This is a genomic window from uncultured Roseobacter sp., from assembly GCF_947496515.1.
Taxonomy (GTDB): domain Bacteria; phylum Pseudomonadota; class Alphaproteobacteria; order Rhodobacterales; family Rhodobacteraceae; genus Roseobacter.
Genome location: NZ_CANMDB010000011.1, coordinates 21,439 through 46,554 on the forward strand (window position 1 = coordinate 21,439; position 25,116 = coordinate 46,554).

Here is a 25,116-nt window from a genome sequence, read left to right on the forward strand (position 1 = left end):
ATGTTCGGCAACCGCACCGAAGACACCTTTGTCAACGACATCGCGGCCGGTCGTACCGCGGTCCGGTCGGGGGGTGGTTGGCGGTTGCTGCTGGTCATCGCTGCGGGTCTGGGCGGGTTCATCTTCTGGGCGGCGACATACGAGATTGAGGAGACAGCGCGTGCGACAGGGCGGGTCATCCCGTCGCAACAGGTTCAGGTGGTGCAAAGCCTTGAGGGAGGGATCGTCCGGTCCATCGACGTGCGCGAAGGCGATATGGTGGCGCCCGGAGATCTCCTGATGCAAATCGACGACACCCGCTTTGACGCGGAACGCGGGGAGCTGCGCGAGCGGCAGGCCGCCATCGAGGCGGAAGCGGCGCGCCTGCGGGCCGAGGCGCAGTCCGCGGATGCGATGACCGTTGCCCCCGAGCTTGAGACACGCGCACCGCTGGCCGTTGCTGCGGAGCGCGAAGTTTTCCTCTCCCGGCGCGAGCAGTTGACCCGTGAGCTGGAGGTGTTGTCCGCCCAGCTGCAGCAGCGCCGCGGCGAGCTTATGGAGGTCAAGGCGGGGCGGGCGCGGACCGATGGGATCATCGCTCCCTTGCAGGAAGAAATCGCCCTGACGCAGGATATGTTTGACCGCGGGCTGGTCCCGCAGATCGAACTGCTGCGTCTGCAGTCCCGGCTGGCGGAGCTGACGGGCGACAGGGCGGTGAGCCTTGCCAGCGAACCGAGGCTGGCCGCGGCGATCACGGAGACGGAAAACCAGATGCGGACGGCGCGGTCGGCCTATGTGCTGTCCGCGCGCCAACGGTTGGCAGAGCTGCAACTGGATCTCGCGGTGATCGCCGAAGCCCTGCGCAGTGCGGAGGACAGGGTGTCGCGTGCGCGGTTGCGGGCACCGGTGCGCGGCACGATCAATCGCATCAATGCCACCACCCTTGGTGCGGTAGTCCAGCCCGGTGCGGCGCTGATCGAGATTGTGCCCAGCGACGACAGCCTGCTGATCGAGGCCGATCTTGGCCCGCGGGACATCGCCTTTGTGCGCACGGGCGAGCCTGCATCGGTCAAGATCTCGGCCTATGATTACCTCGTCTACGGCGCGCTGCAGGGTCAGGTCCAACGCATTGGGGCGGATACAATCACGCAAGAGGACGGTGTGGAATTCTTTCGGGTGATCGTGCGAACCGACAAGTCCTATCTGGGCAGTGATGCGGATCCACTGCCGATCACGCCGGGGATGATCGCGACTGTCGACATCCAGACAGGATCGCGCACGGTCCTGTCCTACCTCGCCAAACCGATCCTGCGGGCAAGGGCAGAGGCGTTGCGCGAACGGTAGCGCAGGTCGCTGTTCTGACAGGGGGGCTGGCGTGAGGTGGGCTGACTTAAGCGGTGATCCTGCGACGGCGACCACCGGTGCCGCCGGAGTGTCGCGTGACCACGGGCGGCGTACATAAAGAAATATCGGCAGCCTACGGAATGTTGCTGTCACGGTTGAAGACCAACGGCGCGTCGAACCACCTGGGCGTCGCGCTTCGACTGCCACATGATCAAAGGGCTCTGGCTCAAGGTGCGCAGTTGCGCAGCGGCACCCCCGCGGAGGGGGCGACCCCCGCTTGCGCTCACTTTCCGGTTGAGGCGAAAACGCCGTCCCAACCGGGGCCGGGAGGCTCGGCGCGCAGTTCGGACACCCGTCTTTCATAAAGTGCCAGCGTGTCATGCAGCCCGAGCTTCAGGCGATCGTAGAGCGTCTTGAGCCGGGGCAGAGCGGCTGCGGCCGCGTCCCAATCCTGCCTGCGGTAGGCTTTCAGCATGGCATCGGTTTCGATCATGGCCTCGTTGAAGAGCTTCGATTGCCGCAGCTCCTCGCCGCCCAATAGGGCAAAGATGCGTTCCGGCACCGCTTTGCCGACCACGCGGACCACATCAAGTTCCAGCACCGCGAGCTCATGCTGGACCAGCCGTGCGGTGTTCTGACCGAGAATGATGGCGGCGCCGTAGGTGCGCGATTGCCCTTCGAGGCGAGAGGCCACGTTGACCGGGTCGCCGAGCGCCGTGTAGTCGAACCGGGTGTCACTGCCCATGTTGCCCACCACGCAGCGGCCGGTGTTGATCCCGATGCCGACATCCATCCGCAGGACGCCCGACGCAGAGGTATGGTCCGCCGATGTCTCCGCCATCCGCTGGCGTTCGGTATTGAACGCCTCCACATCCGCGATCATCCGGAGCGCAGCCCGGCAGGCGGCATCGGCGTGCGCGGGGTGGTCCAGCGGCGCATTCCAGAAGGCCATCACGGCATCGCCCATGAACTTGTCGATGGTTCCTTTATGGGCAAGGATCGCCTGCGACAGGATGGTCAGGAAGCGGTTCATCAGATGGGTGAGCGCTTGCGGATCGTCGCGGAACTCCTCTGCAATGGCGGTGAAGCCGTGGACATCACTGAAGAGCAGCGTGAGTTCCCGCGATTCGCCCCCCAACGTCAGCGCATGCCGCTTCTCGCTCAGCCGGTCCACGAGGTCGGGCGAGACATACTGGCCAAAGGCGTGCCGGATCTCGCGCCGCTGGCGTTCCTCTCGCAGGTAATTGACCGTGGCGAGCAGAATCACCATGGCCGTCGTTGCAAACACCGGAAACGTCGGATCAAGCAGGAGGCGGTGCTGGGCAAACATCCAGTATGAGATGCTCACGTAACCGCCCAGCAGCACGACTGCCGAGCCAATCAGGACCCGTCCGGATGTCGCCGGTGCAAAGAGGATGACCAGCAGGCACAGAACGGCCGTCGTCACGAGTTCCACTGCGATCATGTGGTTGGGGCGCAGCAACTGGCTGCCGGTCATGATGTTTTCCAATACCTGCGCATGAATCTCGACCCCGGCCATGGCAACGCCCAGCGGCGTGGGTCGGAAATCTTCCAGCCCGATAGCGGAGGTGCCGACCAGCACCAGATGGCCGTTCAGTCTGCCGGCGGGCATGCGGTCGTTCAGAAGGTCGGTGGCTGAAACATAGCGCCCGGGCAGTGAGGGGGTGAGATACGGCCAGACCGTTCCATCCGATGCCGTCGGCACGAGCTGGCGCGCCAGCAATATACCTTCCACACCGGCGGCGTTGCTGCGCACCACGAACGGATCCCCGCCGCTGGCGATCCGCAAGACTTCCGGCGCGAGGCCCAGCCGGATCTGTCCCTGCACCTGCATGACGAGCGGCACGCGGCGGTAGATACCGTCCGTGTCGGGGCGTGTACTGAAAACACCGCGGCCGGTAGCGGCGGCCTCCACTGGCGGGACGTTCTGAACCGCATCGGGAAAACGCATCAGAAAACGCGACGGGTCCGGCCCGAGGAGCGCATGTGCGGCATCTGCCAACGGGCGCTTGTCGATGCGGTTACCCGCCTCGGTGCGCACACTGGCCTGACCGACCACAACCCGCGCGCGGGTCATGGCCTCCGCCAGCAGCGCATCCTGATCCGGGAGTTCGGTAAGACCGTCTGCCACGGCCGGAGGCACATCTGGGTTAGCGCCCAGGATCTCTGCGAGCGACATACGGTCGGGTTCGGGAAAGACAATGTCAAAACCGATGACGGTGGCGCCTGCGGCAGTGGCCCGGGTGACCAGATCGGCCAGACGGCTGCGGGGCCAGGGCCATTGGCCCAGTTCGTCGACGCTGCGGTCGTCGATGTCGATGATGCTGACCGGCAGTGCTGTCGGCGTCCGCGGCTTGGATTGATGGTATAGATCAAAGCTGGCGTTGCGCACCGAGGAGACGGGCAGCGGGTCACCGACCCTTATGGCGAGAACCAGGAGCAAGCCTATCAGTGCCATCACCCGCAGCCATCCAACCCACCTTGAAAACCACTGGCGCATTGCGCTACCTACCTGCGAAGCGAAGGGACCTGTCGCTCTGGGAGGTGATACAGGCCCTCCCGTCCTTGGGGATCATAGTGATCGAATCGTCAGATAAAACACCTACGCGTCGAATCGGATACCGCCAAACAGACTGTTGACCAGTAAAACCTCCCGCCAAAGGTGTCGTAACGGTACGTTTTTCCGGTCTTTTTCCACAAAAACGTGAGCTTGATCGCATACCGCCACCGCATTTTAGTTTAAGAATCATCTAATAGTATCGCTGAAGGACGACCCATCCCGTGTCGCTGTATTACGAGGCACAAACGGAAGACACCGATCACGTCGTAACCTTATGGGAAACGACACCGGGTACTGTCGTCGTGCCTGACAGCCATCTTCTCTTCAACGCCGAGTTTTTTCGCGTGGGTCCAGATCTCTATCTGGTCCACGATGGTGCCGCACGGTTCATGGTACCCGGGTACTTCGGACGCGCGGATCCTGCGGATCTCCAGGACGACGCTGGCGCGCTGTTGCGGGGACATCTGGTCGAGCGGTTGGCAGGGCCCGTCGCCCCGGGCCAATACGCGCAGGCCGGAGACCCTGCGCTCGTGGCCCTTCCGATCGGGCAGGTCGAGACGCTGCAAGGCGAGGTAACCGTGCAGCGGTTCGATGGCACGGTGGAGACGCTCGACGTCGGAGGCCAGATCTACGGCAACGATGTGCTCAGCACGGCGCAAGGCGGGTCGGTGTCGGTCACCTTTGAGGACGGGACGGTTTTCACCCTGGCGGCCTCCTCCCGCATGGTGATTGACGAGTTGATCTACGATCCGGATGCGACCGACAATTCCGGCAGTTTCAGTCTGATCCAGGGCAGCTTTGTCTTTATTGCCGGGCAGGTGGCCAAGACGGGTGGCATGGATGTCAGCACACCGTCCTCGACCATGGGTATTCGCGGCACCACCGTCATCGTTCGTCTGGAAACGGTTGATGGCGTGGACGTCACCGAGGTTTCGCTGACCACAGATCCCGATGGATCGCGCGGCCAGTTCGAATTGCTCGACAATGATGGCAACCTGCTCGCGCTGATCACGGATACCGACACCAAGTGGATCGTGTCAGGCGCGTCCGGTGAAAGCCGCGAGGTAGAACGCAGCCTGCTTGATGACGTGGAGGACAACCTGCTCATCGCGGAGGCCTTCGCGGCGTTCAACAGTGCTGCAGCGCGGACCGAGGCTGGCGAGCTGCCGACCGCACCACGGAGCGGACCTCGCGCGCCCGGCCCGACCACGGACCCGCAGGATCCCGGAGATCCCGCCACTGACGGCACGGACAATGGTCTGGACATCAGACCTGCTCCCGCGCCGCCTGTCGAGGCGCCGGAACCGGAGACGGAACCGGAGGACAGCCTCGAGCAGGTTGAAGTCCTGCCCCAGAGCCTCGACCCTGTGCCGACCATCACGATTACCGGGCTGGAGGACGCAGGCGAGGCAGAAGCCATCTTTGGTGACATTACCGGTATCGGCGGAGGTCCCGGGGCGGTTTTTGCGCTCCTCAGCCAGCCTGGCAACGGAAGTTTGACGCTCAGCTCTCTCGGCGGGGTCAGCTATACCCCGGATCCGGACTTCAACGGTGTAGACGGATTTGACGTTCTGATCACCGGGGCAAACGGTCAGACGACCGTGGGTCGGGTGGTGCTGCAGGTCCAGCCCGTCAATGACGCACCGGTCGCGGCTGAAAACAGCGTCACCATGCTGGAGGATACGGTGCTTTTGGGCAACGTCCTTGCCAGTGATGTGGATGGCGACGCGCTGAGATTTGCTGTAAACGATTTGCCCCGAAACGGGCAGGTAACGCTCGCGCCGGATGGCAGCTATACCTATCAGCCCGATCCTGATTTCGATGGCTCCGACAGCTTTTCAGTGGTGGTCAGTGACCCGTCGGGCGCGTCGGCCCCGGCGACGGTCACCATCTCGGTCACAGCCGTCAATGACGCGCCTGTCATCACTTCGGTGGTCAGTGACCGCCGCGCGTCCGTCGTCGAGGGGCCCGCGCCTGATCCCGTCGGGGGTCAGCTAAGCGCCGTGGATCCAGAGAACCAGGGCGCTGTGGTCTGGTCGGGGACCTCCATGGCGCTCTTTGGGACATTTGCCATCACGGCCGCCGGGGTTTGGACTTACCGGCTCGATGCGACGGCTGCCGACAGCATCGGTGAAGGCGAGAGCGTGATCGAGAGCTTCATCGCCGTGGCAACCGATACCGGAGGCGCTGCAACAACCGAACTGGTCGAGGTTACGATCACCGGAACCAACGATGCACCCGTGGTGGCCGCCAACACGGTCTTTGAGACCATGCGCAACGGGGCGCTGGACGGCCAGCTGATCGCCAGCGATGCGGACAGCGATGGCGCGCTGACATTTGCTGAGGCGGGTGCGCCGCAAAATGGCACCGTCGTCATCGCGGCAGATGGCAGCTTCCGCTACACGCCCGAGCCCGGGTTTGTCGGAGTGGACCGGTTTTCCTACACCGTGGTTGATGCGCAGGGTGCGGTATCTACCAGCCAGGTCACCCTGGCCGTCGAACTCGCGGGTACGGGGACCGGAGCGGACAGCGTGAGCATCGCGCTCAATGATGCGGCCACTTCTGACGCCGCGGCCAACACCATCGACATCGCGTTTGGTGCATCCGCTGCGCCGGTCGAGAACCTGTTTATCGCCATCGACAACTCTGTCAGCGCCACCGCGGCTGACTGGGCCGCGCAGCGCGTAGCAGTAGCAGAGGCGTTGCGGGATCTGGGCGCCCGTATGGAAGGCAACGCGGTTGATGTGCAGGTCGCGGCCTTCTCCAACCGGGTGATCACCACCGATGTCTTCGATCTGCAGGATCCGGAACTGGCCGATGCGATCCTCACCCTGCCGTTCCGGGCCAACCCGTCGAGGTGGGACCGCGTGTTCAACGAGGCGGGGGAGTTTTTTGCGGGCCAGCCGTCAGGCGAAGAAAACCAGATGATCTTTATCACCGGAGGAGGCGCGGCGAGCCGTGTCTGGCGTAGCGCGCTCGCGGATCTGACCGGTCAAGCGGAGACGTCGTTCGATCTCACCATTCAGGTCATCGGTGTCGGGAACGGTGTCGACCCGGCGGTGCTGCGCGAGATTGACCCCACGCCTACCTTGCTGGGGACAGGAGCAGATCTTGCGGATGCGGTGTCCGGTATCGTGCCGCGGCTTTTGTCATTGAACGTGGAATTGGTTGCCGATGGGGTGTCGCAGGGCAGTGTTGCCGATCTGAACGATGCTGTTCTGACCGGCGATGGCCTGGACTATCAGCTGTCGCTGGCCAGTGTCGAGAATATCGCCCGGCTGCTGGGAGCGGAGAACCGGATCACGGTCAGCGCGCAAGTTGATCTGGACGGCGACAGCACCACCGTCGAGACCGAGCTTTTGACGACCGATGTGCTCGGCAAGCACGCGGCGGCGCAGCTGACGACAGGCCAGGACGGGGCAGACCTGCTCTTTGGCAGTGATCTGGCGGACAGCATTTCGGGCGGGGCAGGCGACGATGTGATACTGGGCTTTGACGGCGGTGATATCCTCGACGGTGGTGCCGGTGATGATGTGGTGCTGGCGGGTGCGGGCGATGATATCCTGCGTGTCGCGGAGGTCGGGCGCGACGTGCTGGATGGCGGTGCAGGTCGCGACGTGCTCAAGGTTGAGATCGCAGGGGATCTGAACGCAGAGCTGATCCCCACGCTGGAACTGCGCGATATTGAAGCCATCGACATGGCAAACGATCAGGCCAACAGCCTGCGGATCACCCTGGCGGATGTGGTGGATCTCTCCTCCGAGAGCGATGCTGCGCTGGAAGAGCTGCTCGATGCGGCGCTGCCGGAGAGTGCTGTGATCTACGGTGACACTGTGGACAGCCTGACGCTTGTGAATACCGGCGATGGTGCCTTCCAGAAGGTCTCCGAACAGCCGGTCCAGGATGGCAATGGGACGACGCTGGATATCTATGCGTATATCGAGGGCGGTAACGTCCTGGCGACCCTCGGCGTCGATACGGACATCGAAGTGACCGTGCCCGTACCCGTGGCATAGCGGATGCTTGGTCACACGTTCGGCTACGTTGCCGGATAAGGTACGGTGATCTTTTGCGCTGAGGCAGGTCAGACCAAGCTACGACTTGAGAGGGTCGACTTTGGTGGTACCACTGAGACCCTTGGCGATGTTTCGAGCGGCGCGGAAAGGCCTTCGAAGGCCTTTCGCCAGCGGCGAGCGGCGTGCGATAGGCTGGTGGCTCGGGGCCTTTAAATAGCGCGATCCAGTGGACGTGCTGTGCATCAACAGCGATGAGATGACGGGCGAAAGGGCCTTGGCGCCGGGTTCTGACAGTGCGAAATTCTAGCTGACATAGCTAGTTTCATCCACATGAATGGAGCTATGAATTGTCTTTGTGCAATAATTTTCCGTACTTATCCGCCTCAAGCAGTTTCAGCGCTGACCGAAGCTGTCCATACCGGCTTAGCACCACGCGCCGGCCACAATTGTGCCCTCCAGAGCGCCCAGCCTTCAATCGAAAGACCCGATATCGGTATTCAAACGCCGGCCGTTTTTGCCAAATGCAAGCCTCCGGTTTGACGGGGGCGGACGGGTGCTGTGCAACAGTGCCTGTTGCGCGAGTTCTCTAGCGAGGGCTTGGCGACGGTGACCGGGTCGTTGATCTTCCTCTGACAGCGGCGCGTTGGGGGCATGTGCATCCACCCGCCTGACCTGCCCGCTGTGCGTCAACGGCTGGCATCAGGCCTCCGTCTCCGCCGTTTGCTTGCGCGCGATGGCATCGGCGAATGCGCGACCTTGGGATTCCCCCCACGCAGCAACGGAGTATTTGCCGACCATGCGGCGCAGTTCCTGCATGCGCTCGCGGCGCTCCTCCTCGGGCATTTCAAGAGCCTGCACGATGGCCTGATCCATGGACCGATGCGAGAAGGGGTTGGTGATCACGGCGGAGTTCAGCTCCACCGCCGCACCGGCGAACTCTGACAGTACCAGGACGCCGTCACCGTCCGTGCGCGCGGCCACGTATTCCTTGCACACGAGGTTCATCCCATCCACCAGCGGCGTGATCCACGCCACATCTGCCGCCAGATAGTACTTGATCAGATCGTCAAAGGGGATCGCGCGCGAGATCAGCGCGATGGGCTGCCACTGCAAGGTGCCAAAGCGGCCGTTGATCCGCCCGGCGGTTTCCTCGATCCCCGTCTGCGTGCGGGCATAGGCAGACATGTTACGATCGGCGCTGACAGAGACATGCATCAGCTTGACCTTGCCCCGCAGATCAGGGTTATCGGTCAGAACCCGCTCGAAGCTCTCCAGCTGATCCACGCCGCCCTTTGTGTAGTCTGTCCGACCCACCGACAGGATCAACCGGCAGTCGCCCAAAGCGGCCCGGATGTCTTTTGCATCTTTCTGAACCTGCGGGTCAGTGGCGCGCTCCTCGATGAACGCCACCGACACGCCCACGCTCGCGGAACTGACGGTGATCTGGCGCCCTTCGAAGGACAGCAGCGTCGGTGCCGATCGCTCGCTGAGTGCTGTGCCGTCGGAGATCAGTTCCGGCTCCACCGCGGCGCGTTCGATGACCTCCACATCAAAGAGGCTGCGCACCACGGAGACGAAGTTCGACGCGTAGCGTGGTATGTGGAAGCCGACAATGTCGCAATCGAGCAGGCTCTTGATGATCTCGCGTCGCCACGGCAGCACATTGAACATATCCGCCGCAGGAAACGGGGTGTGGTGAAAGAAGGAGATCGTGACGTCAGAGCGCAGCTGGCGCAGATAGCCCGGTACCAGCCACAGGTTGTAGTCGTGGATCCAGACCCGCGCGCCGGGTCCTGCCTCGCGCGCCGCAGCCTCGGCAAAGGCCCAGTTCACCTCGCGAAAGGTCGGCCAGTCCACCGGGTCGTAGTTGAACTTTTCCTTGAAGCTGTGGAGGATCGGCCAGAACGCCTCTTTGGAGGAGACATGGTAAAAGCTGCTGACCTGCTCTTTGGTCAGCGGCAGGCGCGATACGGTGTAGTCGCCGTGCGCGTCGCTGATTTCGACAACCTTTTCGAAGTCAGGGTGCGCGGGATCCTCGGCCAGTTTCCAGGCAATCCATGAGGCATGCTCTGCGGTGCCGAAAAAGCTCTTGAGTGTGGGAACGATGCCATTGGGGCTTTTGTTTTCGCGAAAGACCGTTTTGCCGTTTTCCTCAATCTCTTCATAGGGTTGCCGGTGGTAGACGATCACTAGATCAGAGGACATGGTTCAGACTTTCTCAGGCGAGGGGTGCAGATTGAAATGACCGATGGCCTCTGTGATCCCCGCCGCACCGATGCGTGTGGCGCGGTGGATCTGCGGCATCTGCGGCAGCGTTTGCAGCAACGGCGCTTCGGATCCGCCGACCGCGACGGCGGGCGTGCCTGCGACCAGCATCGACAGATCATTGAGCGTATCACCGGCGGCCAGCACCCGCGTCTCCGCGATGCCCAGATGCGACAGGAGCCGCAGCAGGGACGGACCCTTGCTGACGCCCTTGGGCAGGACGTCGAAGTAGCGGTTGTCCGAGATCAGCACATCAAACCCCATGCTCTCGATCCGGTCCGTCGTGGCAGGGTCAAAGGCGGCGGGGTCATAGTCATAGCTCACCCGGTACCGAAAGGCGGTAGGCTGCAGTGTCAGCCCCGCAGCACCATCGAGCGTGTTTTTGATCCGGTCATTTGCGCCGTTCCATTGACGGGCGATCTCCTCTTCCAGCGTCTCGATGGGGGTGATCTGCCGATCGGGCGAGACATGGGCGATGGTGGTTCCCACGTCGCCGATCACATATTCGGGCCAGGGCACGCCGCTGCTGCACAGTTCGTGGATAAACTCGGGATCGCGCCCGCTGACAAAGATCAGGCCAACGGTGTCGCGGTTCGCCTCGATCCAGTCATAGAGCGCGCGACGGTCTGCATCGCTGCCGCCCAGAAACGTGCCGTCGAGATCAGTGGCCAGGGTGAAATGGCGGTCGGACAAAGGGGGTGTCATGGTGTTTTTCCTGGTGTCTGGGGGGCACGGGCTTGCGCCGGATTACGAAGGGAGATGTCGAGCGTGCGGGGTTCGCCTTCGATCGGGCGGGTCCAAAGCTCGGCGAAGGCGCTGTGCAGCTCTGCGCCTCCGTGCAGAATAGCGTGCACCGTTTCGCAGATCGGCATGGTGACATTGACGCGCCTTGCCAGTGCGATGACGGATGCCGCGTTTGCTTCGCCCTCGACAACAACAGCACGCCCTTCGAAGCAGGCCTTGCGTGGGATGCCCTTGCCGAGCTGAACGCCAAGCGACATGTTCCGCGATGTCTGGCTGGAACAGGTCAAGGTCAGATCGCCCGCTCCGGACAGCCCTGTTACCGTCTCGCGACGACCGCCGAGCGCCTCTGCCAGCACCTTCATTTCGTCCATGCCGCGGGTGATGAGCGCAGCCCGGGTGTTTTCGGCAAAGCCAGCCCCCGTCATCATACCGCAGCCGATGGCGATGACATTCTTGATCGCGCCACCGATCTCCACCCCGATCAGATCGTCTGAAATGTAGGTCTTGAAGGAGGCCGTGCTCATCGACACGGCGAGCCGCGCGGCGGGGCTCTGGTGCGGGTTCAGCCGGTCCAGATGCCGGAACTCAAAGGCAACGGTGGCGGCCGTCGGATGGCCCAGGGCTGTCTCCCGCGCGAAGGTCGGGCCGGAGATGGTGCCGACGGGCATCTCGCCCAGCTCCTCAGCGGCGATCTGGGACATCAGAAAACCCGTTTCCGGCTCGATGCCCTTGGTACAGACGGCCACCGGGACGCCCGGGGGCAGGTAGGCTTTCATCTCTGCTGCCACCTTGCGTACTGCACTTGACGGCACCACCATGAGCACGGCATCCGCCCCCATCAGCGCCTCCGACAGCTGCCCCGTGGCGGTCAGTGCAGGTGGCAGCACCACGCCGGGCAGGTAGCGGGTGTTTTCGTTCTGGCTATTGATAGCCTCCACCGTGTCGGGGTCTCGTCCGTAGATGCGAACTTGCCGACCTGCGGTTGCTGCAACGCTGGCCAGCGCTGTACCCCAGGCGCCCGCACCGATAACGGCTATTCTGTCGTAGGGTTTGCTCGTGTCGGTCGCGCCATCAAAAGGTTTGGCTAGGGACATGCATTTTCTCCTGGGCGACAGCGCCTCTGTTGGTACGCAGACCGCCGGTCTTACAAAGTCGGATTTCCCTCAAAGACGTAACCGCATACGGCAAAGGTTCAACCCTGAGATGACCAGTGCACCTGTTTACGGTCTGCAGACCCGGCATTGGCAAGGTGGCTCATCCATCGCGACCTGATGGCTGATGTCCCTTGGCAAAAGAGGCTACGGCGATTTTCGGCGCCCGAGCCCTGTTGGCCAGATGGGTGTTTGCAGCGCTGGCCGATATCTTTCATACATAGAAAAAAAGCGGCGTATCCGCAGCTTCGCCCTATGTGAGGCAAAAGTGCAGGAGCCGGATCCGGGGGGATGATTTGACGATGGTAACACGGCGCATGTTGAGCGCAGGGTCGAGGCCGTTTCTGGCCATGGCCATGACACTTCTGACAATGGCGCCCGCGGCAGCGCTCGACGTGACCCTTACCGGTGATCTGGACGAAGACTTGCGCGCCAGCCTCGAAGGAGGGTCGCTGCTGATCGAGCAATCGACTGCTGAAACCGAGGTGACCCCTCAGGAGATCGTGGCCATCGCCCAGGCCGATTATCAGCGGCTGTTGGCGGTCCTGTATGATGCTGGTTACTACGGTGCGGTCATTGGCATCAGGCTGGACGGTCGCGAGGCGGCCTCGATCACCTCCGTCGCACCGCCCCGGTCGGTCTCGGCTGCGGTGGTCACCATCAGCCCGGGTAAGCAGTTTCGCTTTGGCCGTATTGAAGTCACACCGCTTGCAACGCAGACCGAGCTTCCTGATCAGTTCCAACCCGGTGAGACGGCGCAGCTGAGCCTGTTGCGCGATGCCGTGAGCGCTGCGACCACAGGCTGGCGCGCGCAAGGACACGCAAAAGCCGAGCTGCGCGACCAGCAGGTAACCGCACGGCACGCCGATGGGCGACTGGACGCGCGTCTGCGCATTGATCCCGGGCCGCGGCTGCGATTTGGCGATCTGACCATCGAAGGCAATTCCGACGTGCGGACCGCCCGTATCGCGGAAATTGCCGGCCTGCCGAAGGGCACGGTTTTCTCACCCGAAGAACTGGAGCGATCCGCGGCGCGGTTGCGGCGTACAGGCGCCTTTCGTTCTGTCGCCATGATCGAGGCGCGTGAGCCCGGTGCCGACGCAACGCTGGACATCACCGCGCGGGTCACCGAAGAGCGCCCCCGTCGCTTTGGTTTCGGGGGAGAGGTCTCTACCGTCGAGGGCGTATCGCTGAGCGCCTTCTGGATGCATCGCAATCTGCTGGGAGGTGCGGAGCGGCTGCGGTTCGATGCGGAGATCGCGGGCATCGGCGGCGACACCGGCGGGACCGACTTTCGTGTTGGTGCCCGCTTTGACCGTCCCGCGACCTTCAACGAGGACACCGGGCTCTACCTTCTGGCCGAGATCGAGCAGCAGGACGAGGTCAATTTCTTCTCGCGGCAGGCCACCATCGGGGCGGGGATCGAACGCATCGCATCGGACGAGCGCAAGTACCGCTTTGGTGTCGCACTGCGCCGGGCCAATACGCGCGATGCCTTTGGCGATAACCAGTATGCGCTTTTCATGGTGCCCGCGGGCGCGACCTTTGACTACCGGGACACGGCGCTTGATGCGCGGACGGGGTATTACTTCAATGCCGATGTCACTCCTTTTGCGGCCATCTCCGGCGCGGACAACGGGGTGCTGACCCAGCTTGATCTGCGCGCCTACCGGACCTTTGGCGAGACGCGGCCCACGACCATCGCGCTGCGGGGGCAGCTTGGCTCGCTCGTCGGACCGGCCCTGTCAGTGGCGCCCGCGGATTTCCTGTTTTATTCAGGCGGCACCGATACCGTGCGGGGACATGACTATCAGTCGCTCGGTGTGGAGCTGGCGGACGGTCAGCTGGTGGGGGGGCGCTCCTTCATAGGTCTGTCGGCCGAGCTTCGCATGCGCACATCCGGAAACCTTGGCTACGTGGGCTTTCTGGATGCAGGCTATATCGGCGAAGAGGTCTTCCCCGATGGCTCGGGCGAATGGCACAGCGGCGCGGGCGTCGGCCTGCGCTATGCGACGCCGATCGGCCCAATCCGGCTCGATCTTGCGGTGCCCACTTCCGGAGATGACAGCGGCTCCTCACTTCAGGTCTACATCGGCATAGGGCAGGCATTCTGATGCGCAAGATCCTCACCACACTCACCGTCTCGCTGGGTCTTGCCGCAGGGCTCATGCCCGCCGTCGCGCAGGACGAAGACGACGGGGGTTTTCTGACCCGCACCATCGAGGATGCGCTCTCGGGTGCCGGTCGCGAGGTCAACATTGTGGGCTTCGAAGGGGCGTTGAGCTCGCAGGCGTCCTTTGACCGGATGACCATTGCGGATGATGACGGGATATGGCTGACGCTGGAGGATGTGCAGCTCGACTGGAGCCGCCTTGCGTTGTTGCGCGGGCGGCTGGAGGTCGAACGGCTCAGCGCCGCGGTGCTCGATCTGCCGCGCCTGCCGGAGGCGGAGGAGACGGTCGAGATCCCCGATGCAGAGGCCACGCCTTTCGCCCTGCCGGATCTGCCGGTTTCCGTGAATGTAGCGCTTTTCGAAGTGACCCGCATCGTGCTGGGCGAGGACATACTTGGATCGGCGGCGGAACTGGGCGTGCAGGCCAACGCGCGGCTGGACGACGACGGTGCCTTTGTTGACCTCACGGCAAACCGCGTGGACGCAGCCGAGGGCAGCTATGTGGTCAAGGGCAGCTTTGCCCGCGAAACCGCAGAGATCTCGGTCGAGCTGCAACTGGACGAAGAAGCAGGCGGGCTGGTCGGACGCACGATCAACCTGCCGGGGCAACCGGCCATTGATCTGACGGTTCTGGGGGCAGGGCCGCTCGATGATTTTACTGCCGATATCACTCTGGCCACCGATGGCGCGGACCGCGTTGCCGGGCAGGTGGTGCTGAGCGCGCTGCCGGTCGAGACCGAGGGCGCCGCGCCCGACCGCCGCATCCGCGCGGATCTGGGGGGCGACATCACAGCATTGGTTGCCCCGGAGTCGCGCGATTTCTTTGGCACGGACGTCCGGATCGTCGCTGACGCGCTGCTGGCCGCCAGCGGCGCGGTCGATGTGCAGGATTTCAGCCTCGACGCAGAGGCGGTGGATCTGACGGGGGCGGTCCGCCTCAACAGCGATGGTTGGCCGGTGTTCATTGATGTGGACGGCCAGATCGCCCGGGCGGATCAGGCGCCGGTCGTGCTGCCCGGCGGCGGTACGGAAACGGCGGTGCGGTCGGTCACTTTGGATGTAAGCTACGATGCGGCGCAGGGGGATGTACTGCGGGCCGATCTGGATCTGCAGGAGCTGCGTCGTGAGGACGTGGAAGTGGCCCGCGCCCAGATCGTCCTGGACGGCACGTTGCGCGGTGAGCTTGGCACCGTCGGCCGGTTTCTGGGTGATCTGCAACTGACGACGCAAGGCGTTGCACTGACGGATCAGACCCTTGGCGCAGCGGTCGGATCCGACCTTCGGGCATCGGCGCAGATCGACTACACTGAAGCGGAGCCCATCAGGATCACCGGGCTTGCGCTCACAGGCGATGACTACGGTCTCGCGGGCGATCTTATCATCGACGGGCTGGCCGACGGCTTTCCGACCAGGCTGGACCTGGAGGTGACCGCCGAGGATCTGAGCCGCTTTGCCGGGCTCGCGGGCCAGGAACTGGCCGGAGCGGCAGCCTTGACCGTCGCGGGGGACATCACCCCGCTCAGCAGCATGTTCGATCTGCAGATCGACGGTACGACGGATGATCTCGCCATCGGGATCGAACAGGCCGATACGGTGCTCGCCGGTCAAACAACGCTCAGCCTCGGCGCGCAGCGGAGTGAAGCCGGAACCTTCGTGCGGGATCTGACCTTGAACAATGCCGCGGTGGATCTCTCCGGTGATGCCGCGCTGCGCACCGCCGACAGTCAGGTGAGCCTGCGCGCAGGCCTGCGCGATATCGCTCTCGTTTTGCCCGAGTACCAGGGGCCCGTCACGGTCGTGGTCGACGGCACCGAAGACGCCCTGGGCTGGACAGTCGATCTGGAGGCTGATGCGCCCTATGGCAGCCAGCTGAGCGTCGCCGGGCGCGCCACCGGCCCCCAAACCGACGTGCGCTTTGATCTCGCGGTGCCGCAGGTGCAATCTTTCGTGGAACAGGTGCAAGGCCCTCTCAACGCAACCGGCCGGGTCTGGCTGACCGGCGATGGCTACTCTGTCGATGTGGATGCCGCAGGTCCCTATGAAAGCTTGCTGAGCGTCGCAGGAGTAGCGACCGGGCCTGGCACCGATGTAACATTCACGCTGTTCATGCCAGAGGTGCAGGCGCTGTCGCCGAGCGTGCAGGGGCCGTTGAATGCCGAAGGTCGGGTCTGGCTGAGTGACGCGGGCTACAATGTCGATGTGGATGCGGGCGGCCCGTTCGGCAGCGCGGTCAGCGTGGCAGGGCTTGCAACCGGGCCCGAAGCTGCGGTGCAGTTCTCCGCGGCCCTGCCCGATCTCGGTGTCTTCGTGCCCCAGATCCGCGGGCCGTTCTCCATCGAAGGCGATGCTGACCGCGAAGGTACCGGCTGGCGGATTGATACCGTCGCGCAGGGGCCCGCCGGGACTGACGCGACAATCGCCGGACTGGTGGAGGAGAACGGAACGCTCGATCTAGACGTTGCGGGATCCCTGCCCCTTGGCCTCTCCGAGCCGTTCCTGTCGCCCCGCAGCCTGACAGGGCAGGCGCGGTTTGACCTTGCCGTGCAGGGCCCCCCCTCGCTGGAGGCGGTCTCGGGCCGGATCACGACCAATGGCGCGCGTTTTGCAGCGCCCAACCTGCGGCTGAGTCTCACCGATCTGGACGCAACCGTTGATATCAACGCAGGCCGTTTGCGCATCGACGCGGAGACCGAAACTGACAGCGGTGGGCGGATCACCGCAGCGGGCACGCTGGCGCTGTCCTCTCTCGCCGCCGATCTGCGCGTGGCGCTCAATCAGGTGGGCGTGGCGGATCCGCGCCTCTACTCCACGGTGCTGGACGGCAACATCACCGTCAACGGCCCGCTGACGGGGGGCGCACGGATCGCGGGCACTATTGACGTGGGCGAGACGCTGGTGACAGTCCCGTCATCGGGGCTCACCAGTATCGGTGAAATCCCCGATATCCGCCACGTAGGCGCGCCTGCCGCGGTCACAACGACCCGCCGCCGCGCCGATGTGATACCGGAGCCGCAGTCGGGCGGCGGTGGCACCGCGCGGCCCTATCCGCTGGCCCTCCAGATCAACGCGCCGCGCGCGATCTTTGTGCGGGGTCGGGGGATTGATGCTGAACTGGGCGGGGCCTTGCGGATCACCGGCACCACCAATCGTGTCATCTCCGCGGGTCAGTTCGATCTGGTGCGCGGACGTCTCGATATCCTCGGGCGCCGGTTCGACCTCGATGACGGGTCAATCCAGTTTCAGGGGGATCTGGTCCCCTACATCCGCTTTGTCACCTCCAGCCCGACGGAAAGCGGTTCCGCGGGCGTGATCCTCGAAGGCCCCGCAAACGCGCCCGATGTCTCCTTCGTTGCGACCCCGGATGCGCCGGAGGATCAGGTGCTGTCGCAACTGCTCTTTGGCCGTGACATCAGCGAAATCTCCGCGCTGCAGGCACTGCAACTGGCAAATGCGGTCGCCGTGCTCGCGGGACGACAGGGCAACGACCTGATCGGCAACCTGAGGCAGGGCTTCGGCCTCGATGATCTTGACGTGACCACGACAGAGGATGGCCAGGCTGCCGTCCGCGCAGGCAAATACATCAGCGAAAACGTCTATACGGATGTCACGGCCAGCAGCGGCGGGACGGAACTGTCGATCAACCTGGATGTGACCGAATCGCTCACCGCCCGTGGGTCCCTGGAGCAGGATGGCAATACGGCTCTGGGCATCTTCTTCGAGCGGGACTACTGACGCCAAACGCATCTCTCAGAGGTATCGGCAACCAAAAGAACCGCAGTCCGCCTCTGTCCGTCTCGGACGCTCGCGATCTGAGCCGCCCAGCGTTCCCGGACATCCGGTGGAATATCGGCTCCGCCAGCCATGCTGCTGTCAGAAAAAGACCCACTGTCTCAGCGCGGATGCGCGCAAGGGCAGTGGGCTTTCGACACCGCCGACCCAATCCTTTCTGACACCCCCCCCCCACCACAAAGCTACGACCGCCTAACTCGCGCCACCCTGCTCTTTCATCTTGCCAAATAAACTCAAATCGCACCCGCGGCACCCGCACACCGCCGGTGGCAGGGCGCAACCCGAACCATTCAACCCTTGTTCATGCGGTTGTCGATCAGATCCTCCACAACTTCCGGATCCGCAAGTGTGGAGGTATCGCCAAGCGCGCCGAAATCATCCTCTGCGATCTTGCGCAGGATGCGCCGCATAATCTTGCCAGAGCGCGTCTTTGGCAGGCCCGGCGCCCATTGGATCAGATCGGGCGAGGCAATGGGGCCAATCTCCGACCTCACCCAGCCACGCAGCTCCTTGCGCAACGCCTCGGTGGGGGTCTGCCCGTTCATCAAGGTGACATAGCAATAGATCCCCTGACCCTTGACCGGATGTGGATAGCCCACGACAGCGGCTTCGGCCACAGCGGCATGGGCTACCAGTGCACTTTCCACTTCCGCCGTGCCCATCCGGTGCCCGGAGACGTTGATCACGTCGTCCACACGCCCCGTGATCCAGTAATCGCCATCCGCATCGCGGCGGCAGCCATCCCCGGTAAAGTAATATCCGGCGTAGTCGCTGAAATAGGTCTTTTCAAACCGCGCGTGATCTCCCCAGACCGTGCGCATCTGACCGGGCCAGCTGCCCGCGATACACAAAACCCCCTCGACCCCGTTGCCCTCGATGATCTCGCCCGAGGCTGGCTCCAGCACCACAGGCTCAATGCCAAAGAAAGGCTTCATCGCTGCCCCCGGTTTCGTCGCATGGGCGCCGGGCAGGGGCGTCATCAGATGCCCGCCCGTCTCGGTCTGCCACCATGTGTCCACGATGGGGCAGCGACCCTTGCCGACGACGTCGTTGTACCAGGTCCAGGCCTCCGGATTGATGGGTTCGCCCACCGTGCCAAGTACCCGGAGGTTGCTGAGATCGGCACCTTCGACAAAGCTGTTGCCTTGCCCCATCAGTGCGCGGATAGCTGTGGGAGCCGTATAGAACTGGGTCACTTTGTGCTTTTCGCAGACCTGCCAAAAGCGGCTGGCATCGGGGTAAGTGGGCACACCCTCGAACATGATCGTGGTCGCGCCATTGGCCAGCGGCCCGTAGACGATGTAGCTGTGCCCGGTGACCCAGCCCACATCCGCCGTGCACCAGAAGACATCGCCCTCGTGGTAGTCAAAGGTGATCTCATGGGTCATGGCAGCATAGACCAGATAGCCGCCGGAAGTATGGACCACCCCCTTCGGCTGACCCGTCGATCCGGAGGTATAAAGAATGAACAGCGGATCCTCCGCCGCCATCTCTTCGGGCGGGCAATCGTCGCTGACCGTCTCAGCCGCCTCGTGCAGCCAGGTGTCCAACCCATCGCGAAAGGCCACCTGCTGGCCGGTGCGGCGCACGATCAGGCATTTCACGTCATCGGTGTCATGCAAGAGCGCCTGATTGACGTTGTCCTTGAGGTTGGTCACACGCCCACCCCGCGGTGCGCCATCGGCGGTGATCACCAGCTTGGCGTCGCAGCCGTTGACCCGCGCGCCGAGTGCGTCGGGGGAGAAGCCTGCGAAAACGATGGAATGAATGGCGCCGATCCGCGCGCAGGCCAGCATGGCATAAGCCGCCTCGGGGATCATGGGCAGGTAGATCACGACCCGATCGCCTTTGCCGATCCCGAGGGACTTCAGCACATTCGCCATGCGACACACCTCGCGGTGCAGATCGCGGTAGGTGATGTGCTGCGCGCCATCGGCGGGGTCGTCCGGCTCCCAGATGATGGCGGTCTGGTCGCCGCGCGTCTCCAGATGCCGGTCGATGCAGTTGGCAGCAACGTTCAGCGTACCATCCCCGAACCAGCGGATCGCTACCTGGCCCAGGGTAAAGTCCACGTCGCTCACCTCGGTGAAGGGCTTGATCCAGTCAATCCGGCCGGCCTCATTACGCCAAAAGCCATCGCTATCAGCCATCGAGGCGGCGTACATCTGATCGTATGTTCCGGCATCCACATGGGCGCTGGCGGCCATCTTTTCGGATGGCGGATGGGTTTTCCCGGCTGGTGCGGTCTCGGTCATGATGGCTCCTCCCACGGATCTTGGTCTTCTTTTCGGCGAGCTTAGCGTATCTCCCTGCGTGATCAATCGGCCTTTGGTGCCGGGTCCCGGGCCCGCTCCGCGCGCGGACCTAACACTTGCGGTTTACCGCGGCGCGCGGTCGTTTGCCTGACAGAGCCTTTGCAGGCATCGTTTACCGGGGTGGCTTTGAGGGCTTGGCAGTCACCGCCGCCTTGGGTAGCCTCGCGCCAAGTGCGTCCACAGTGAGGCGTGCAAAATGGGAGAAATCATATGAAGAAGTATCTGTCCGGCGCCGCCGTTGCGGCGATCAGCTTTGCCTTCGTGTCCGAAGCCGCAGCCACCGAGTGGAACGTGTCCGTCTGGGGCAAGCGCCGCGCCTTCACCGAACACGTGGAAAAACTGGCCGAGCTTGTGTCCGAGAAGACGGACGGCGAATTCACCATGAACGTCAGCTACGGCGGGCTCAGCAAGAACCGCGAAAACCTCGACGGCATCTCCATCGGCGCCTTTGAGATGGCGCAGTTCTGTGCGGGCTACCACCCCGACAAGAACCGCGTGATCACCGTGCTGGAACTGCCATTCCTCGGCGTGGAAAACCTGGAGCAGGAGGTGGCCGTGTCTGCCGCCGTCTACGCGCATCCTGCCGCCACGGAAGAGATGGCGCAGTGGAATGCCAAGCTGCTGATGACCTCGCCCATGCCGCAGTACAACATCGTCGGCACAGGTGAGCCGCGTGACGAGCTTTCCGAGTTCGACGGCATGCGCGTGCGCGCCACGGGCGGTCTGGGCGAGGCGTTCAAGGCCGTGGGTGGTGTGCCCACCTCCGTCACCGCGACCGAAGCCTATCAGGCGATGGAGGGCGGTGTCGTGGACACGGTCGCCTTTGCTCAGCACGCACATCTGAGTTTTGGCACGATCAACCAGGCGGATTGGTGGACGGCCAACCTCAACCCCGGCACGGTAAACTGTCCGGTGGTGGTCAACATCGACGCCTACGAGTCGCTCTCTGATGCGCATCGCGAGGCGCTGGACAGCTCCGTCTCCGAGGCCATTGATCACTATCTGGCAAATTACGCCGAGCTGCTGGACCGCTGGGACGCGGTGCTCGAAGAGAAGGGCGTGCAGAAGGTCGAGATCGCACCAGAAACCATCGAAGAGTTCCGCGCGGCGGCCGCTGTGCCCGCACGCGATGCGTGGATCGAGAGCATGGAAGCGCAGGGCCTGCCGGGTCAGGAGCTCTATGATCTGGTGGTCAGCACGCTCGAAGAGGCCAAGGGCGGCAGCTGATCCCACCCGGTCGGGGCCGCGCGTGATCGCGGCCCCTGACATTTCCCTGTTTTCAGATCAGAAGGGGGCAGAGCGATGGCAGGATCTGCAGCCGTGCTCGAAGATTCCAGCGTGCTCAGCCGCCTGGACCGTGCGTTGTTGCCGGTCGAACGCCTGTGTGCCCTGCTCAGCGGGATCGCCATTTTCTCGCTAATGTTCCTCGCGGTCTACTCGGTGACGGGGCGCAAGTTCTTTGGCTCGCCCCTGGCGGGCTATGTGGATTACATCGAGGCGGCCATGCCGATCATCGCGATCATGGGCATCTCCTACGTGCAGCGCGACGGCACTCACGTCCGGATGGATATGCTGGTCAGCGCGCTGCGCGGCCGTGTGCTGTGGTTTTTCGAACTGGTCTCCGTCTTGCTGATCCTGGTGCTGATCGCAGCGCTGACCTGGGGGGCTTGGGATCATTTCGATCGCTCCTTTGACTGTGCGCGCCCCCTCTGCAGTCGCGACAGCTCCATCGACATCGGGCTGCCGATCTGGCCGTCGAAACTGGTCGTACCCATTGCCTTCGGGGTGCTGTGCCTGCGGCTCATGCTGCAGGCCTGGGGCTACGGTCGGGCTCTCGTGCTGGGGCTGGAGAACCCTGTCGCAGTGCCTCTGAACCTCTCCGTCGCCGAACAGGCGCGGCTGGAAGCCGAAGCGCTGGACGGGGCTGATTGATGGAACCTATTGAAATCGGCCTGTGGGTCAGCGCGGGCCTGTTGGTCTTTGTCGTTCTGGGCATGCGGGTGGCCTTCGCCGCGGGGCTTGCGGGCTTTGTTGGTCTCGTCTGGCTGCGTTGGAACGGGTTCGATTATGACCCAGAGCGGTTCTGGAAAGCGGTCGAGATCAGCGTCAAGGTTGCGGGGCTGACACCGCATTCAAAGGTATCCGCACAGGTGCTCAGCCTGATCCCTGTCTTTATCCTGATCGGCTATCTGGCCTACTACGCCAAGCTGACCACGGCGCTCTTTACCGCCGCCAAACGCTGGATTGCGTGGGTGCCGGGCGGGCTTGCCGTGTCCACCGTATTCGCCACCGCAGGCTTTGCCGCAGTCTCGGGCGCGTCTGTCGCTACGGCAGCAGTATTTGCGCGCATCGCCATCCCGGAGATGCTCAAGATCGGCTATAACAAGCAGTTCGCCGCGGGTGTGGTGGCCGCGGGCGGCACGCTGGCCTCGCTGATCCCGCCGTCGGCCATCCTGGTGATCTACGCCATCATCGTGGAGCAGGACGTGGGCAAACTGCTGCTGGCGGGCTTCCTGCCGGGCATGTTCTCTGCCGTGGTCTACGCCGCACTGATCATCGGCATCGCGGTGATCTTCAAGACCGTCGGCCCGCCCGTGGGCGGGTTCACCTGGCGCGAGCGGTTCGAGGCGCTGCCGCCCGCGCTGCCCATTTTGGCGGTGGTCGTGATCATCATCTTCTTTGTCTATAACCCTTTTGGCGATGCCTGGGGCACACCGACCGAAGGCGGCGCCATCGGGGCCTTCATCATCTTTGTCATGGCTCTGCTGCGGGGCATGCGCTGGCCGCAGCTCAAAAGCGCGCTGCTGGATACGGCGAAGCTGACTGTGATGATCTTTTCGATCATCTGGGGCGTGCTGATCTACGTGCGGTTCTTGGGATTTGCCGAGCTTCCGGATGCTTTTGCAGCCTGGATCACCGGGCTGGAGATGTCGCCCATGCTGATCCTCGTGTGCATCCTGCTGGCCTACGCCGTGCTGGGCATGTTCATGGATGCCATCGGAATGCTGCTCCTGACGCTGCCGGTGGTCTACCCGGCGGTTATGGCGCTCAACGGGGGCGAGTTTGTCAGCGCGGCGGACAGCGCGTTCGGCATGTCCGGGCCGATGTGCGCGATCTGGTTCGGCATTCTGGTGGTGAAGATGGCGGAGTTCTGCCTGATCACACCGCCGATCGGCCTGAACTGCTTTGTGGTGGCTGGCGTGCGCGATGACCTGACCGTGCAAGACGTCTTCAAGGGGGTCACACCCTTCTTCATCGCCGACGGGGTGACAATTGCCCTGCTGGTGGCCTTCCCGGGCATCGTGCTGTTTCTGCCGTCTCTTGCGGGTTAGTAGGGCAAGCCCACGTAGTTCTCGGCCAGGGCTTTCTGCGCGGCATCGCTATCGCGCAAAAAGGCGAGTTCCGCCTGCTGGATGCGCAGATCGAAGGCCGATTGATCGGGATAGCGGTGCATGAGCGAGGAGAACCACCAGCTAAAGCGCTCCGCTTTCCAGACCCGGGCCAGCGCCCGTTCCGAATAGTGATTCAGCCCCTCCGAGGCGCCGTCCAGATAGTGCTGGCACAGACCGTCAAACAGGTAGTGAACATCCGAGGCGGCGGTGTTCAGCCCCTTGGCGCCCGTAGGCGGCACGATGTGGGCCGCGTCTCCGCAGAGAAACAGCCGCCCCCACTGCATCGGTTCGGTCACGAAGGACCGGAGGGGTGCGATGGATTTCTCCACCGAAGGGCCGGTGACAAGCGTGTCGGCCTGCTCGGCGGGGATGCGGCGGCGCAGCTCGTGCCAGAAGGCGGTATCGGTCCAGTCTTCGGGCTTATCGGCCATGCTGCACTGGATGTAATAGCGTGACAGCTGGGGGTTGCGCATCGAACACAGGGCAAAGCCGCGCGATGAATTGGCGTAGATGAGCTCGTCGTTGACAGGAGGGGTTTCGCTCAGCACGCCGAGCCAGCCGAAGGGATAGACCTTTTCGTATTCCTGCCGTACCTCCGCAGGGATCGAGCGGCGGCTGACCCCGTGAAATCCGTCACACCCAGCGATGAAATCGCAATCGATGCGCTGGTCGCTGCCACCGTGCTGAAAGGTGACGAACGGGGCGTCCCGGTCGGCATCGTGGATCTCCACCGCGTCCACCTCATGCAGGATCTTTGCGCCAGCAGCGTCCCGCGCCGCATAAAGGTCGCGGGTCACTTCGGTCTGTCCATAGAGCATGACGGATTGGCCGGTATGTTTGGCGAAATCGACCCGAAACAGCGTGTCACCCTGCGCGATCAGCGTGCCCGTGTGGGGGATGCCCTCTGTCCGCATGCGCGCGTCCACGCCCGCGCGGGTCATCAGATCGACCATCCCCCGCTCCAGCACACCCGCTCGGATCCGGCTGAGGACATAGGCGCGGGTCTGGCGTTCCAGCACCACGCTGTCGATCCCTTTTGTGTAGAGCAATTGTGACAGCAGCAGGCCCGATGGCCCGCCACCGACAATCACGACCTGCGTTCGCATAGGGTCCCCCGGTTTGGCGCCCGCAGGATAGGAGATGCGCTGATTTTGGCAATGGAGGCGGGTGCGGATTATTGAGCGTGACTGATACGATCAGTGCGTCTCCAATCAGTGTTGGCGTCGCGAATACTAGTTCCAACTGTGCAGAATGCCTGAAAAACGCTCCGCCTCAATATGCTTATCGGAAATCTGATAAGTCAGGGTGGCGCTGACCTACTCAATGAAAATATTTCAATATCAATAAGTTGATATATTCCTGCGGCA

13 protein-coding genes are annotated in these 25,116 nt (G+C 63.4%); 7 read left to right on the forward strand and 6 right to left on the reverse strand.

Features of this window, described 5'->3' with window-relative positions; translation table 11 throughout:
- Positions 1-1,323 carry an HlyD family type I secretion periplasmic adaptor subunit gene (locus Q1A53_RS17540; RefSeq protein ID WP_299968946.1) on the forward strand — a complete coding sequence of 441 codons (1,323 nt, stop codon included), beginning with the start codon at positions 1-3 and terminating at the stop codon, positions 1,321-1,323.
- Between the two features lie 283 nt (positions 1,324-1,606).
- On the opposite strand, the gene Q1A53_RS17545 is transcribed toward Q1A53_RS17540, so the two are convergent.
- On the reverse strand, positions 1,607-3,802 hold the full coding sequence (locus tag Q1A53_RS17545) for an adenylate/guanylate cyclase domain-containing protein (protein WP_299968947.1): 2,196 nt from the start codon (positions 3,800-3,802) through the stop codon (positions 1,607-1,609).
- Between the two features lie 323 nt (positions 3,803-4,125).
- Between Q1A53_RS17545 and Q1A53_RS17550 the strand changes: the two genes are divergently transcribed.
- The gene (locus Q1A53_RS17550; protein WP_299968948.1) at positions 4,126-7,920 is read left to right on the forward strand and encodes an Ig-like domain-containing protein; all 3,795 of its coding nucleotides are present in this window, start codon (positions 4,126-4,128) and stop codon (positions 7,918-7,920) included.
- Between the two features lie 699 nt (positions 7,921-8,619).
- Here Q1A53_RS17550 and ggpS read toward each other — a convergent pair.
- The 3 genes from ggpS to Q1A53_RS17565 are packed head-to-tail and all read right to left on the reverse strand — an operon-like array spanning position 8,620 to position 12,023.
- On the reverse strand, positions 8,620-10,125 hold the full coding sequence (gene ggpS / locus Q1A53_RS17555; protein ID WP_299968949.1) for a glucosylglycerol-phosphate synthase: 1,506 nt from the start codon (positions 10,123-10,125) through the stop codon (positions 8,620-8,622).
- A gap of 3 nt (positions 10,126-10,128) precedes the next feature.
- Complete coding sequence (locus Q1A53_RS17560) at positions 10,129-10,890, reverse strand: HAD-IIB family hydrolase (RefSeq protein ID WP_299968950.1); 762 nt, start codon at positions 10,888-10,890, stop codon at positions 10,129-10,131.
- A complete protein-coding gene (locus Q1A53_RS17565) occupies positions 10,887-12,023 on the reverse strand; it encodes an NAD(P)H-dependent glycerol-3-phosphate dehydrogenase (protein WP_299968951.1) in 1,137 nt (378 codons plus the stop codon). Before Q1A53_RS17565 ends, Q1A53_RS17560 begins: the two co-directional genes overlap by 4 nt.
- 413 nt (positions 12,024-12,436) lie before the next feature.
- Between Q1A53_RS17565 and Q1A53_RS17570 the strand changes: the two genes are divergently transcribed.
- Positions 12,437-14,194, forward strand: a complete 1,758-nt coding sequence (locus Q1A53_RS17570) for a BamA/TamA family outer membrane protein (RefSeq protein ID WP_299968952.1) — start codon at positions 12,437-12,439, stop codon at positions 14,192-14,194.
- A complete protein-coding gene (locus Q1A53_RS17575; RefSeq protein ID WP_299968953.1) occupies positions 14,194-17,985 on the forward strand; it encodes a translocation/assembly module TamB domain-containing protein in 3,792 nt (1,263 codons plus the stop codon). The genes Q1A53_RS17570 and Q1A53_RS17575 overlap by 1 nt, the downstream gene beginning before the upstream one ends.
- A gap of 347 nt (positions 17,986-18,332) precedes the next feature.
- Here Q1A53_RS17575 and acs read toward each other — a convergent pair whose 3' ends face one another.
- Positions 18,333-20,297 (reverse strand): acetate--CoA ligase, encoded by a 1,965-nt coding sequence (gene acs, locus Q1A53_RS17580; protein WP_299968954.1) that lies wholly within the window; start codon positions 20,295-20,297, stop codon positions 18,333-18,335.
- A gap of 270 nt (positions 20,298-20,567) precedes the next feature.
- Here acs and dctP point away from each other — a divergent pair, with 270 nt between their 5' ends.
- The 3 genes from dctP to Q1A53_RS17595 all read left to right on the forward strand — a co-directional run bounded on the left by dctP (position 20,568) and on the right by Q1A53_RS17595 (position 23,689).
- Positions 20,568-21,584: a TRAP transporter substrate-binding protein DctP gene (dctP, locus tag Q1A53_RS17585; RefSeq protein WP_299968955.1), complete on the forward strand. Its 1,017-nt coding sequence runs from the start codon at positions 20,568-20,570 to the stop codon at positions 21,582-21,584.
- 75 nt (positions 21,585-21,659) lie between these two features.
- Positions 21,660-22,289, forward strand: coding sequence for a TRAP transporter small permease (locus Q1A53_RS17590; RefSeq protein WP_299968956.1), 630 nt, complete (start codon positions 21,660-21,662; stop codon positions 22,287-22,289).
- The gene (locus tag Q1A53_RS17595) at positions 22,289-23,689 is read left to right on the forward strand and encodes a TRAP transporter large permease (protein ID WP_299968957.1); all 1,401 of its coding nucleotides are present in this window, start codon (positions 22,289-22,291) and stop codon (positions 23,687-23,689) included. The genes Q1A53_RS17590 and Q1A53_RS17595 overlap by 1 nt, the downstream gene beginning before the upstream one ends.
- Here the strand turns inward: Q1A53_RS17595 and pobA are convergent.
- A complete protein-coding gene (gene pobA / locus Q1A53_RS17600) occupies positions 23,686-24,855 on the reverse strand; it encodes a 4-hydroxybenzoate 3-monooxygenase (RefSeq protein WP_299968958.1) in 1,170 nt (389 codons plus the stop codon). The two genes, Q1A53_RS17595 and pobA, sit on opposite strands and share 4 nt — an antisense overlap.
- Positions 24,856-25,116 lie beyond the last annotated feature (261 nt).

Excerpts from the sequence above, each read along its gene's own strand:
- Q1A53_RS17590 (WP_299968956.1), top strand. The coding sequence starts at position 21,660 with ATGGCAGGATCTGCAGCCGTGCTCGAAGATTCCAGCGTGCTCAGCCGC.
- dctP (WP_299968955.1), top strand. The coding sequence starts at position 20,568 with ATGAAGAAGTATCTGTCCGGCGCCGCCGTTGCGGCGATCAGCTTTGCC.
- Q1A53_RS17570 (WP_299968952.1), top strand. The coding sequence starts at position 12,437 with ATGACACTTCTGACAATGGCGCCCGCGGCAGCGCTCGACGTGACCCTT.
- Q1A53_RS17595 (WP_299968957.1), top strand. The coding sequence starts at position 22,289 with ATGGAACCTATTGAAATCGGCCTGTGGGTCAGCGCGGGCCTGTTGGTC.
- Q1A53_RS17545 (WP_299968947.1), bottom strand. The coding sequence starts at position 3,802 with ATGGCACTGATAGGCTTGCTCCTGGTTCTCGCCATAAGGGTCGGTGAC.
- ggpS (WP_299968949.1), bottom strand. The coding sequence starts at position 10,125 with ATGTCCTCTGATCTAGTGATCGTCTACCACCGGCAACCCTATGAAGAG.
- pobA (WP_299968958.1), bottom strand. The coding sequence starts at position 24,855 with ATGCGAACGCAGGTCGTGATTGTCGGTGGCGGGCCATCGGGCCTGCTG.
- acs (WP_299968954.1), bottom strand. The coding sequence starts at position 20,297 with ATGACCGAGACCGCACCAGCCGGGAAAACCCATCCGCCATCCGAAAAG.
- Q1A53_RS17575 (WP_299968953.1), top strand. The coding sequence starts at position 14,194 with ATGCGCAAGATCCTCACCACACTCACCGTCTCGCTGGGTCTTGCCGCA.
- Q1A53_RS17540 (WP_299968946.1), top strand. The coding sequence starts at position 1 with ATGTTCGGCAACCGCACCGAAGACACCTTTGTCAACGACATCGCGGCC.
- Q1A53_RS17565 (WP_299968951.1), bottom strand. The coding sequence starts at position 12,023 with ATGTCCCTAGCCAAACCTTTTGATGGCGCGACCGACACGAGCAAACCC.
- Q1A53_RS17560 (WP_299968950.1), bottom strand. The coding sequence starts at position 10,890 with ATGACACCCCCTTTGTCCGACCGCCATTTCACCCTGGCCACTGATCTC.